Source organism: Moraxella canis, assembly GCF_034424565.1.
Lineage (GTDB): Bacteria > Pseudomonadota > Gammaproteobacteria > Pseudomonadales > Moraxellaceae > Moraxella > Moraxella canis.
Genome location: NZ_CP139961.1, coordinates 606,496 through 620,000, shown reverse-complemented (window position 1 = coordinate 620,000; position 13,505 = coordinate 606,496). Strand labels below are relative to the sequence as shown.

Annotated in this window: 8 protein-coding genes and 2 rRNA genes; 7 read left to right on the top strand and 3 right to left on the bottom strand. The window is 46.8% G+C overall.

The features are described from left to right. The first annotated feature begins 163 nt into the window (after positions 1-163). Both U0021_RS02710 and rrf read left to right on the top strand, forming a co-directional pair. Positions 164-3,017, top strand: a 23S ribosomal RNA gene (locus U0021_RS02710). Between the two features lie 145 nt (positions 3,018-3,162). After that, positions 3,163-3,276: ribosomal RNA gene (gene rrf / locus U0021_RS02705) — 5S ribosomal RNA — on the top strand. A gap of 138 nt (positions 3,277-3,414) precedes the next feature. On the opposite strand, the gene U0021_RS02700 is transcribed toward rrf, so the two are convergent. From U0021_RS02700 to U0021_RS02690, 3 genes are all read right to left on the bottom strand, one after another. Continuing rightward, positions 3,415-3,660, bottom strand: a complete 246-nt coding sequence (locus tag U0021_RS02700) for a DUF2789 domain-containing protein (protein WP_114800786.1) — start codon at positions 3,658-3,660, stop codon at positions 3,415-3,417. Between the two features lie 165 nt (positions 3,661-3,825). Next, positions 3,826-4,812 (bottom strand): malate dehydrogenase, encoded by a 987-nt coding sequence (locus U0021_RS02695; protein WP_114800785.1) that lies wholly within the window; start codon positions 4,810-4,812, stop codon positions 3,826-3,828. 250 nt (positions 4,813-5,062) lie between these two features. After that, entirely contained in the window at positions 5,063-7,072 is a 2,010-nt protein-coding gene (locus tag U0021_RS02690; protein ID WP_114800784.1) for a lytic transglycosylase domain-containing protein, read from the bottom strand. A gap of 286 nt (positions 7,073-7,358) precedes the next feature. Here U0021_RS02690 and miaB point away from each other — a divergent pair, with 286 nt between their 5' ends. Genes miaB through U0021_RS02665 form a run of 5 tightly spaced genes read left to right on the top strand, consistent with a single transcriptional unit; the run spans position 7,359 to position 13,447 of the window. Then, positions 7,359-8,831 (top strand): tRNA (N6-isopentenyl adenosine(37)-C2)-methylthiotransferase MiaB, encoded by a 1,473-nt coding sequence (miaB, locus tag U0021_RS02685; protein ID WP_114800783.1) that lies wholly within the window; start codon positions 7,359-7,361, stop codon positions 8,829-8,831. A gap of 33 nt (positions 8,832-8,864) precedes the next feature. Further along, positions 8,865-10,760, top strand: coding sequence for a pilus assembly protein PilM (gene pilM, locus U0021_RS02680; protein WP_114800790.1), 1,896 nt, complete (start codon positions 8,865-8,867; stop codon positions 10,758-10,760). After that, positions 10,753-11,391, top strand: coding sequence for a type IV pilus inner membrane component PilO (locus U0021_RS02675; RefSeq protein WP_114800782.1), 639 nt, complete (start codon positions 10,753-10,755; stop codon positions 11,389-11,391). The genes pilM and U0021_RS02675 overlap by 8 nt, the downstream gene beginning before the upstream one ends. Continuing rightward, on the top strand, positions 11,381-12,022 hold the full coding sequence (locus tag U0021_RS02670; RefSeq protein ID WP_114800781.1) for a pilus assembly protein PilP: 642 nt from the start codon (positions 11,381-11,383) through the stop codon (positions 12,020-12,022). Before U0021_RS02675 ends, U0021_RS02670 begins: the two co-directional genes overlap by 11 nt. A 6-nt stretch (positions 12,023-12,028) precedes the next feature. Beyond that, positions 12,029-13,447 carry a type IV pilus secretin PilQ gene (locus U0021_RS02665; protein WP_114800780.1) on the top strand — a complete coding sequence of 473 codons (1,419 nt, stop codon included), beginning with the start codon at positions 12,029-12,031 and terminating at the stop codon, positions 13,445-13,447. Positions 13,448-13,505 lie beyond the last annotated feature (58 nt).

Genomic DNA, 13,505 nt, shown 5'->3' with positions numbered 1-13,505 from the left:
ATTATTTAACAACATAGTATGAGTCTGGGTTAATTATTATCCAACGTAATAATTAACCAGGGTGATTGTACCCAATACAATCACCCAAAGTAAAGAGAACTGAATCAAGCGTAAACATAGGTAAATCGTTACACATTACCCATAAGACCCCTTGGGGTTGTATGGTCAAGTAATGAAGTGCACATGGTGGATGCCTTGGCAGTCAGAGGCGATGAAAGACGTGATAGCCTGCGATAAGCGTCGGTGAGGTGGCAATATCCTGTGACCCGGCGATTTCTGAATGGGGAAACCCACCTAAGATAACTTAGGTATCATAATTTATTTTATGAGGCGAACCGGGAGAAGTGAAACATCTCAGTACCCCGAGGAAAAGACATCAATAGAGATTCCCCAAGTAGCGGCGAGCGAACGGGGAGGAGCCGATCAATTTTACAGTAGCAAAATGGCGTGGGAAAGCCAACCGTAGTAGGTGATAGTCCTGTATGCGAAACTGTTTAAGCGACATATTAAGTAGGGCGGAACACGAGAAATTCTGTCTGAAGATGGGGGGACCATCCTCCAAGGCTAAATACTCCTGACTGACCGATAGTGAACCAGTACCGTGAGGGAAAGGCGAAAAGAACCCCTGTTAGGGGAGTGAAATAGAACCTGAAACCGTGTGCATACAAGCAGTCGGAGCGGATTTATTCCGTGACGGCGTACCTTTTGTATAATGGGTCAGCGACTTATATTCTGTAGCAAGGTTAACCATCTAGGGGAGCCGTAGGGAAACCGAGTCTTAATAGGGCGCATAGTTGCAGGGTATAGACCCGAAACCGAGTGATCTATCCATGAGCAGGTTGAAAGTGCCGTAACAGGCACCGGAGGACCGAACCCACTGTCGTTGAAAAGCCAGGGGATGACTTGTGGATAGGGGTGAAAGGCTAATCAAACTCGGTGATAGCTGGTTCTCCCCGAAAGCTATTTAGGTAGCGCCTCGGACGAACACCATTGGGGGTAGAGCACTGTTTCGGCTAGGGGGTCATCCCGACTTACCAAACCGATGCAAACTCCGAATACCGATGAGTGATATCCGGGAGACAGACGGCGGGTGCTAACGTCCGTCGTCAAGAGGGAAACAACCCAGACCGCCAGCTAAGGCCCCAAATTCCTAGTTAAGTGGGAAACGATGTGGGAAGGCACAGACAGCTAGGATGTTGGCTTAGAAGCAGCCATCATTTAAAGAAAGCGTAATAGCTCACTAGTCGAGTCGGCCTGCGCGGAAGATGTAACGGGGCTCAAACTAGGAGCCGAAGCTGCGGATTTAATTGTTTCAATTAAGTGGTAGGGGAGCGTTGTGTAAGCCTGTGAAGGTGCACTGTAAGGTGTGCTGGAGGTATCACAAGAGCGAATGCTGACGTGAGTAACGACAAAACGGGTGAAAAGCCCGTTCGCCGGAAGACCAAGGGTTCCAGTCCAACGTTAATCGGGGCTGGGTGAGTCGACCCCTAAGGCGAGGCCGAAAGGCGTAGTCGATGGGAAATCGGTTAATATTCCGATACTTGTTTATGATGCGATGGAGGGACGGAGAAGGTTATGCCAGCCTGGCGATGGTTGTCCAGGTGGAAGGATGTAGTTAGACTGAGTAGGCAAATCCGCTCGGTTATTAATGAGATCTGATAGCAAGCTGATTGATCAGCGAAGTGGCAAATACCATGCTTCCAGGAAAAGCTTCTAAGCATAGTCATAAATGAATCGTACCCGAAACCGACACAGGTGGTCAGGTAGAGAATACCAAGGCGCTTGAGAGAACTCTGCTGAAGGAACTAGGCAAAATGGTACCGTAACTTCGGGAGAAGGTACGCTCCTGTTTGTGAAATCCTCGCGATGTAAGCGAATGGGAGTCGCAGATACCAGGCTGCTGCAACTGTTTATTAAAAACACAGCACTCTGCAAACACGAAAGTGGACGTATAGGGTGTGATGCCTGCCCGGTGCTGGAAGGTTAATTGATGGGGTTAGCGTATGCGAAGCTCTTGATCGAAGCCCCAGTAAACGGCGGCCGTAACTATAACGGTCCTAAGGTAGCGAAATTCCTTGTCGGGTAAGTTCCGACCTGCACGAATGGCATAATGATGGCAGCGCTGTCTCCAGCAGAGACTCAGTGAAATCGAAATCGCAGTGAAGATGCTGTGTACCCGCGGCTAGACGGAAAGACCCCGTGAACCTTTACTACAGCTTTACATTGAACTTTGACCTAACTTGTGTAGGATAGGTGGGAGGCTTTGAAGTGGCGACGCCAGTTGCCATGGAGCCATCCTTGAAATACCACCCTGGTTATGTTGGGGTTCTAACTTGAGATTAACAGATCTAAGGACAATGTATGGTGGGTAGTTTGACTGGGGCGGTCTCCTCCTAAAGAGTAACGGAGGAGTACGAAGGTGCGCTCAGAACGGTCGGAAATCGTTCAAAGAGTATAAAGGCAAAAGCGCGCTTAACTGCGAGACCCACAAGTCGAGCAGGTACGAAAGTAGGTCTTAGTGATCCGGTGGTTCTGTATGGAAGGGCCATCGCTCAACGGATAAAAGGTACTCTGGGGATAACAGGCTGATACCGCCCAAGAGTTCATATCGACGGCGGTGTTTGGCACCTCGATGTCGGCTCATCTCATCCTGGGGCTGAAGCAGGTCCCAAGGGTATGGCTGTTCGCCATTTAAAGAGGTACGCGAGCTGGGTTTAGAACGTCGTGAGACAGTTCGGTCCCTATCTACCGTGGGCGTTGGAAATTTGAGAGGATCTGCTCCTAGTACGAGAGGACCAGAGTGGACGAACCTCTGGTGTTCCGGTTGTTTCGCCAGAAGCATTGCCGGGTAGCTACGTTCGGATGGGATAACCGCTGAAAGCATCTAAGCGGGAAGCCCACCTCAAGATGAGATTTCCCTAAAGAGCCGTTGTAGACGACGACGTTGATAGGTTGGGTGTGGAAGCACAGCGATGTGTGTAGCTAACCAATACTAATTGCTCGTTTGGCTTGACCATACAACACCCAAGTGGTTTTACCCACTGACAGTGTTGTGTGTAAAGTGTAAGATTTTACCTTAGCTTGATTTAAGTCAAACCATCACAAATGATGATCTTGAAACCAAACTATAACAGACTCATACCGCGTTGTTAATCCTTTTACGCTGACGACAATAGCAAGATGGAACCACCTGATCCCTTCCCGAACTCAGAAGTGAAACGTCTTAGCGCCGATGGTAGTGTGGTTCGCCCATGTGAGAGTAGGTCATCGTCAGCACCCTTATTCAATCCCCCTTGCATTGGAAGATGTGAGGGGGTTTTGTTTGGGGGGTGAAAGGAGTGATGCCCATTGGGAAATAAAAAACACTTGCTGATTGGGCAAGTGTTTTGGTTTTTGGGGGTAAAATAAATTTAATTATAGTTCCTGGTCTTCATGTAAACGAGCATTAAGCTCATCCAATACCAACGCCCAAACAGCATCTTTTTTCCACTCTTCTTGAATGAATGCTCTTTGTGAGTCGCTCCAAAATGGCGCATTTTTTAGGTTGGTTTCTTCGTCTAGCTGGTTTTTTGCGATGAATTGCTCAATGGCTTCGTCGCTGCTTTCAAGACCTAACTGAGCAAACAGCTCATTCATGGTATATTCGATATCACCTAACATGGCTTTCTCCCTTTTGGCTGTGTTTATCGTTGATTTGATTGTAGCAACTTGTTGGTGCTTGAGCAATGCAAGTGTGTATAGTTTATGTTTTTTTGAGTTTTAATTGTCTAAAATATAAAAATATCCAGCCAAAACTGGCTGGATATTTTGATTTATTCTCTAAAATCAAGAAAATAAATGATCGATGGCGGCACGCTCTTCTTCAAGTTCGTTCAGTGTGAGGTTGATACGCTCTTGGCTGAAGTCGTCAATTTCCAAACCTTGAACGATTTGGTATTCGCCATTTTCAGTAGTGACAGGGAAGCCGAACATAACACCTTCAGGGATGCCATACGAGCCATCAGATGGAATGCCCATGGTTACCCATTCGCCATTTGAGCCTAATGCCCAATCACGCATATGATCGATGGCTGCATTGGCCGCTGAAGCAGCTGATGACAGACCGCGTGCTTCGATGATTGCAGCGCCGCGCTTACCAACGGTAGGTAAGAATGTGTTAGCATTCCATTCTTGATCATTGATCATATCTTTGACCGATTCGCCATCAATAGTAGCAAAGCGATAATCAGCATACATGGTTGGGCTGTGGTTACCCCAGACAGTTAGCTTCTTAATGTCTTTGACTGGCTTGCCAGTTTTTTTGGCAACTTGGGTCAATGCGCGGTTGTGGTCAAGACGTAGCATTGCAGTAAAGTTTTTGGCTGGTAAATCAGGCGCTGATTTCATAGCGATGTAGGCGTTTGTGTTTGCAGGGTTGCCAACTACCAAAACTTTGACATCACGGCTGGCAACATCATTGAGTGCTTTACCTTGAACAGTAAAGATTTTAGCATTTTCTTGAAGTAAGTCAGCACGCTCCATGCCTGGACCACGTGGACGCGCGCCAACCAATAGCGCATAATCAGCGTCTTTGAAAGCGACGTTTGGATCATCGGTGCCGATTACATCAACCAAAAGCGGGAAAGCACAGTCATCAAGTTCCATGATAACGCCTTGTAGCGCTTGTTGTGCTTTTTCAACTGGAATTTCAAGCAGCTGTAAAATCACAGGCTGATCCTTGCCCAGCATTTCACCTGATGCAATACGGAATAGTAAGCTATAGCCAATTTGACCAGCGGCGCCAGTCACAGCAACACGTACAGGTTGTTTCATGAATAAAAATCCTTGTTTAAAGTATTAAGAAATTTTAAAAAATAGGTTGATTATACATTTTTAACAATAGCGTTATTGACAAAAATGTCAAATCGTTGTTAGTGTATCATTTTATAGATTTAAAGACAAACCTTTTTGATGGGCATAAGATGGCAAGTTTTGGATATGAATTCTTAAAAATTCAGGCGTGGTAAGCAAGATATGACTAAAAAGTCCAGTAGCGATACTGGACTTTTGATTTTCAAGATTATTAGCGGGGACTGACTGTGCCCATGCGCTGAGAGATCGGCGTGTACCGACCTAAAATGACACCATAAATTGTGGCATTTTCCATGACATGCTTGACATAGGCGCGCGTCTCAAAATACGGAATGGCTTCCACATACTGATCGGCACTGATGGCACCGTGCGTAGGCACCCATCGACGTGCAGCACCAGGACCGGCATTATAACCTGCTGTTGCGACAGCGATTTGTCCACCTGAACGGCTGGCTAAGTCACTTAAAAACCAAGTTCCATAGCGTATATTGGTATCAGGATTGCTCATGTTGCCTGTGGATTCGCCTAAGCTTCGCGCGATCTGGGCGGCGGTGCCGGGTATGATTTGCATCAAACCGCCTGCGCCTGCGCCTGACTGAGCGGATGGCTGAAAGCGGCTTTCTTGGCGCATGATGCCATATGCCCATGCAGGATCAATACCGACACTGCGGCTGTGTCTTAATGTGCTGTCTTGATAAGGGGTGGGATGTGATAGTGCACCATTACGAACGCTATCGGTCGATTCGATCGCTTGGATGCTACGGTGATAAAATCCCAAATCGTGCGCCTTTCGGGTGGCAGCAAGTAGCAAGGCGGTATTACCCGAATCTCGTGCTTTTTTGACCGCCCAGTTCCATTCTCGGTTGATGTGCTCAAGATTGGCATTGTTTTGCATGAGCAGTATCGCGCGCGCAAAGTATTGATCAGCCATTACGCGGCTTTCATCCTGGGCGGTCAGTGGCGGCAAGGTATTTCCACCGATGTCAGTTAGGCTTAATCTTTGTCCAATACGATCTTTGGCAAGAAGCCCATAATAATCAATCCCTGTGGCAAGATTTTGATAAATTCGGCGCGCTTCTGATTGCTTGCCTGTTTGCTCATAAGCTCTAGCTAGCCAATACTGCCAAATTCGCTCTTGCTGTTCAACCGCCGTCATCGCACCAATAGCTGTGATGACATCTGACCATTGACTAAAGTAAATCGCAGCTTGGGCATAGTCTTCTGCTTCTTCATAATTGAAAGGCTCGCCAAGACTATTTCTAAACCAATACACCGAATCCATGCTATAGCCATCGTCGGTGTTCATATTCATGCGCTTGACCGCGATACTGCGCCATGCATATCGGCGCGCCATATCAGAGATGAGTTTTTGTGATCTGCGCTCATCTTGAGCAATGTCATAATTGAGCTGCAAGGCGGCTTCAGAATATGAGCGATGCGCAAGCAAGCTGATGGCATACACATATAAATACTGATTGGCGTTGCTGTAGTTTTCTTGAGAAAAACGAGTAAAAAATCCATTGGGATTGTTGCGAATCTCGCTAATGGTTTGGTAGCTGACGGGTGTATTGAGCTGTCCAAGCAGTGAGACGATATCGCCTGTTTTGTCCAAAGGCGCTTGGCGACTAGAAAGCTGGCGCTTATCAATGCGCAGCATACGCACCAATTGTTCGTGCTTATCAACATTAGTGATGCGTGGATTATACGCCATTTCGGTTGCCAATTTATCACATAAAGATTGGCGGATTTGGGTATTTAGCCACACATTGGGTTTTTGATATAAAGCGCGCACAGAATCGCTGCTTTGATTGAATCCCAAAGCGATGGCGCAGGCTTCAGAATCATCAGGATTTTCGATGCTGTTGGCGACTGCTCGCACCGAAGCATAGTCACCTTGACGCGCCTTGACCTCGGCATAATCTGCGGCAAGCTTTTCGCTCATGACATTGCTTGGATATTGACGCACAAATTGATTGACCGCTTCGGGGGATTGACTGGATAAATTATAATTGAGCCGCCAATAGGTTGGGTACATGCCAAACAGTGTGCCTTGCATACTTTGTTCATATTGGCGCATCGCGTTGGGGCTGCTTTTTTGGCGCTCGGCATCAAAAAATTGATAGATGCTGCCATCATTGGCATGACCTTGTGCACAGGCAGCTTGCGCAATACTGATTGCGCCAAGTAGTGCAGTGATGGATAATTTATTCGCTTTTTTCATCATTGGACTGACTGAGTTAAATTTTTCTTATTCTACCAATCACTCATAAAAAAGTCCAAAATTATCCAGTGTGCTCAACAAATTGGTACGAGTGCGTAGGGTTTTAGAGATGATTTGTTAAATAGTTGGCTTAGATAATCAAAGCTGAATATCGGATTCCAACTCATGAAAAAACTATTAAAACTTACGACAAACCCGCATTAAATTCATGCTGACAAAATGACACTGACATCTTGGTGTGATATAATGGACAAATTTTTTATTTTGCAGACCCTTGGAGAAAACCATGACCGTTAGCACCTTTAATCCCAAAACCCAAAACCAAGATACAGGCTTAAATACGACCGATCATCTGCACCACATTAGTGAGCCAAGTGCTGATTTGTCCACTTCAAAAAAAGTTTATATCGTCACCCAAGGCTGTCAGATGAATGAGTACGATAGCCAAAAGATGGGCGATGTGCTTGGTAGCAGTCATGGCATGGTGATGACGCAGGACATCAGTGAGGCGGACGTGCTGATCATGAACACCTGCTCAATTCGTGAAAAAGCCCAAGAAAAAGTCTTTTCAGAGTTGGGTCGGTGGCGCAAATTAAAAGAAAAAAATCCAAATCTTATCATTGGTGTGGGTGGCTGTGTGGCATCGCAAGAGGGTGATAACATTCAAAAACGTGCACCCTATGTGGATATGGTGTTCGGTCCACAGACGCTGCATCGCCTGCCTGAGCTGTATGAAAGCACAAAAAATCAAGCCAAAACCGACCTTGGTCAGATGCCCAAAAACCGTATCGGTGTGGTGGATGTGTCTTTTCCAAGCATCGAAAAATTTGACTTTTTGCCTGAGCCAAAAGTCGAAGGCTATACGGCATTTGTCTCTATCATGGAAGGCTGCTCAAAATATTGCTCGTTTTGTGTTGTGCCTTATACGCGCGGCGAAGAGCTGTCACGCCCTTTGGATGATGTTTTGGCAGAGATTGACAGCTTGGCTGAGCAAGGCGTGCGTGAGATTAATCTTTTGGGTCAAAATGTCAATGGCTATCGCGGCGAAACAGACGATGGCGGTATTTGCCGATTCAGCGAACTTTTGCATTATGTCTCGCACATTGATGGCATCGAGCGCATTCGCTACACCACGAGCCATCCTTTGGAATTTACCGACGATATTATCGAGGCTTATAAGAGCATTGATAAATTGGTATCGCATCTGCATCTGCCCATCCAAAGCGGCTCAAACAATGTACTGGCAGCGATGAAACGCAATCACACTGTTGATGTGTACATCAATCAAATCGCCAAGCTGCGCAAAATCCGCCCTGATTTGCATCTGTCTAGCGATTTTATTATTGGCTTTCCAGGCGAAACCGATGATGACTTTATGCAGACACTAAATCTGGCAAAAGATCTGGATTTTGACCATTCTTATAGCTTTATTTATTCTAAACGCCCTGGCACGCCAGCGTCTGATTTGCCTGATGATGTCAGCCTTGACACCAAAAAACAGCGCTTGGCTACTTTCCAAGAAGTCATCAAAGAATCCACTTTTGCCAAGACGCGTGCGATGGTCGGTCAGACATTGAGAGTATTGGTTGAGGAGCGAGCGAATCGCCGCGAGGGATATTTACATGGCACAGCCGATAATACGCGCTCGGTCATTTTTAAGGGGGGTGATGAGCTTTTGGGTAAATTTATCATGGTTCATATCACTCATGCCATCAGCATGCATTTGGTTGAGGGTGAAGTGGTTGAGGTGCTGGGCTAGTCTTGGTTCATGCAGACAGGCACGGAGTTGGATGTGAGAGTGAATAAGCTGCGTGCTTGGTTGGGCGGACAGCCTGATATCCCAATCATTGGCGTGCATTTTGGCGATGCGGCAGTGACAGCGGTCTGGCTGGATGAGCACGAGGGGCGCTATCATTGGCTGGGTTCGGCATGTGTTTTGTGCACCGATGCGGTCGTGTCTGGCGAAATTGTTGATAAATCAAAACTTGCCGAGGCGCTACTCCAAGTGATGCAAACGCTTGGGCTGAGCGAGGCGACTGCCATTACTTGCGTGCCTGATGAAGCAGTCATGCAGACAGTCATTGAGCTGCCAGCCGATTTATCAGATGATGACATCGAAGCGCACATTCTTATTGATGCTGAGCGCTACATCGGAAGAAATATTCAGGATGTTTATTTTGATTTTCAAGTGCTTGAGCGATCACAGGCAGCAACTCAAATTCTCCTGACAGTAGCGCACCAAAATAGTGTCCATGACCGCTGCGAAGTGCTTGCGATGGCAGGGATAGAGACATCAGCGGTTGATGTCTATACATCATGTTTGGTGCGCATGATGGCTAAAGTGACAGATCAGGTCAGCGCTTTGGTGGAGATTGCTGACCATGATATCAGCTGCCATATCACGCAAGATGGTAAATTGGTCTATCAGCAAAATGAGCCGATACACACTTTCGCCAATCTCAGCGATCAGCCATCTAATGAGCGGACGGAGACTCATGAATTTTTCAAATTTGCTGATGATCTTAAGATAAGAAAAGATTCGTCCAATCAGTTGCCGTTAAAGGTGTCTTTGGATTTTGAAAATTTGGCAGATCGGTTGCCTGAGGCAAATTTATCAGCCCAAAATCACCTTCTGCAGCTCACTCAAGAAGACTTGCCCCAAAAAAAGACATTGGACACTCCCAAAAACGCTCAAACTGATAATTACCACATCCGTTTTGATGATTGGGTGGATGAAGTAGATGCTGATGATAGGGCATCATTTGACCTAGAGCCACCAAATGAGCCATCTGCCAAGCCATCTGATCAGCCTGAATTGGCGATTGATCAGTTGACCCAAAAAATTGTCGCGCTCATCGAAGACTGTCAAGCACAAACAGCTTTGCCGATTGAGCGGCTATACCTCAGCGGCATGACATTAGCAAAAGCATCCCAGCTGGCGCACGCTTTACAGATGAAGCTTGATATTTCGTGCCTACCCATGCATCCTAAATACGCCATCGATCATCCCATTAAAGATGATGATATGCAGCTAGCTCCGATGCTGACGACGGCATTGGCGCTGGCTTTGACAAGGTCTCAAGGGGTGAATCTGCTGCCATGGCGTGAAGAGCGCCGCAGTCAAGCCGATGCCAAGTTTCGTCAAATGTTTGTGTCAGTGGTGGGGCTTGCCGTCTTAGGGGTGGTGCTGATATTTGGTGCTATTTATTATCAGATGAATCAACAACAGGCGATCAATGGTGAAATTCAATCACGCATCAGCACCCTAGATGATAAAATCGATGAAATGCAGCAGCTTAAAGAGCAGCTGGAGGGCGCCCAAAAACACAGTGAGGCGCTCAATGCCCTGTCAGAAGATCGGCAAGTGGTGTATCGCTGGCAGCAACTATCAACCCTGATACCTGAAGGCGTGTATTTGGATGAGATGAAGCAGTCAGCAGATGTGCTTAGTCTGACAGGAAGGGCGGTATCTACTCAGGCGGTGTCTGCACTTGCGCATCGGCTTGAGCTATCTGGGCTATATACCGATGTGCTCGTGGTGTCCTTGCAGCAGTCAGGTCGGGCGATGAGCTTTTCGCTCACCGCCACCCAGCTGCCGCTGGATGCCAAAGACATGATACAGCCCGTTGCCGAGATATCTATAGATCAAATCAAAACTGCTGATACGGGCGAGAATGGCTATGAATAATTTGACGCAGCAGCTACAAAGCTTTTGGTATGAGCTTAACCAAGTGAATCGCCATACCATCGCTCAAGCGCCTAAATACATACAACGGACGGTGCTTGGTTTGATTGTGATGATTATTGGCATTTTTGGTTGGTTAGTTGCTATTTTGCCAAGCATTCAAAAGCTTAGCGCAGCCCAAAGCCAAGAAACCGCCTTAATTGATGAATTTGCCACCAAATATCATGAAGCTCAGCAGTTTGATCATCTGAGCCATCAGGTCATGCAAAACAATGCCCAGCTTGAAAATCAGCTCAATGCTCTGCCGCGCACAGCACCGATGAGTGAGATTATCGGGATGATCAACACCAAAGCGCAAGCGGTCAATGTGAAAGTGGTGAGTGCGTCGGTTCAAGCGGGCAGCGAACAAGATTATTATACCGAGCGTCCCATCGCAGTGAGCGCGACGGGGGATTATCATGCTTTGGGTCGGTGGCTACTTGGGTTGTCAGACTCTGGTTATTTGCTTACGGTGCATGATTATGATTTGCAAGCTGGCTTGGATCGTCAGCTGATGCTAATCATTCAGATGAAAACTTATCAAGCCAATAAAAAACCAAAACCAGTCGCTCAGCAGGTGTCAGATGGTCAATAAGTATCGGTGGGCTATCTTGGGCGCGTGGGCTTGGATCGGTCTTGGATGTGCTGATCATACCAGTCAAATTGTTGATGATAAGCTTGCGCATATTACCCAAGAAGAGCGCGTGGCGGTCAGTGCACCGATGCCAGTTTCTTTGCCTACGCCAATGACATATCAAGCGGGTAAAGATCCTTTTATCAATCCTTATCGAAGTTTGCGGGCTGATGATGATAATGCTGCCGATCGGGATAACGATGAGCCAAAGATTGAAGCCGCCAAACCGCCTATGATGGATGGTGTACTGCTGCAGCCGCAGGATACTCATCAGCCGTCTGATACTCAGACTATGATCCCCAAAGGCGATCCGATAGCCATTGATACCAACCGCGTTCGAGAGCCCTTAGAAAGTTATGAGTTGTCAAGCCTGCGATATCATGGCAGCATCTCTGATGATGCTAGGCTTGTGGCGCTGATCATGAGTCCTGACGGCATGATTCATCGTGTGAGCGTTGGGCAATATCTTGGTAAACATCACGGAAAAGTCACCCAGATTGACAGGCGCACGATACATCTGATCGAAGCGGTCGCTGACGCACAAGGCGGTCATTATCGCCGCGATGCCAGCATTCATTTTATTCATAAGTAATGACACATGTACGATAAAATTTTAAAACATGGCTTGGTAGCCGCCTTGATATTTGGTGCAACTGACACAAAAGTGCTTGCTAACACTCAGGCTGATCACGATCATTTTACCCAAATGACAGAGCTGCATTATACAGGTAAGCCCATCAGCCTTGAGTTTGCCGATATTCCTGTGCGAGCGGTGTTTGATATTTTGGCAGGCTTTACTGGCATTAATATCATCACGGATGACAGCGTGACAGGCAACATGACCATTCGCTTGACAAATATCCCTTGGGATCAAGCATTTGATGTGATTTTACAAACTCGCAATTTATCAGTACTAAAGCATGGCAATGTGTGGCTCATCAGCTCAAAGTCGATCCAATCCAATCAGCCTACGACGACCGAATATATCCGCCTACACTACGCGCTTGCCGATGATGTGGCGACGCTCATTATGGGCGAAAAAACCCAGCGCGGTAATGTCAATCGTACCAATCAACGTGAAGTCATTTATCCTGAAGTGCCGTTATCGCGTGTCTATGACACCCAAACAGATGACATCATTACCACCATTGAGCGTGGTACGCTGCTGTCTGAGCGTGGTACGGTGACGGTGGATAAGCGTACCAATACTTTGATCATCCAAGATGTGCCTGCAAGCGTCGCTAATATCAAGGCGCTGATTGAGCGCATTGATATCCCTGTTGAGCAGGTGATGATCGAAGCTAGGATTGTCTCTGCGAATGAAAATTTTGGCAAACAGCTTGGCGTAAGCTTTGGGGCGCGTGGTCAAATTGGCAAAGTGCATTATGGCGGCTCACAGGCAAGCTTATGGACAATGCGTCAAGAAGGTGTGGCAGCAGGTTATCAAAAAAACCATTTGAATGTTGATTTGGGTGTGGATAACGCCATGGGGCGCATTGCTTTTGGGCTTTTAAATTTGCCTGATGTGATTTTGGATTTAGAATTATCTGCCATGCAAGCAGAAAATCAAGGTGAAGTCATCTCAACGCCAAAGGTCTTGACAGCCGACAAGCAAACCGCGCGCATCTCATCAGGGCTACAAATTCCTTATCAAGAAACCACACATTCAGGCGCAAGCACAACAAGATTCAAAGAAGCGTCTTTAATTTTGGAAGCCACGCCAAACATCACACCCGATGGTAAAATCGGTCTTAAGCTGAATATCAAAAATGGCAACCCAGTGGCAACACTTGGCAATATCGCCATCCAAGAAGACGCCATCGAAACCAATGTCATCGTCGAAGATGGACAAACCGTCGTGCTCGGTGGCATCTATCGCACCAGTCAAAACGAAGGCGCAAACAAAGTCCCTGGACTGGGCGATGCGCCTGTGCTTGGGCGATTATTTCGGCATGATTCTAAAGCACGCGAAAAGTCAGAGCTTTTGATTTTTATTACACCCAAGCTGGTCAGATAGTTGGCATCATAATGATCACTAAGATGCATGACATTTTTACCAAAGCAAGTAGCTTCTG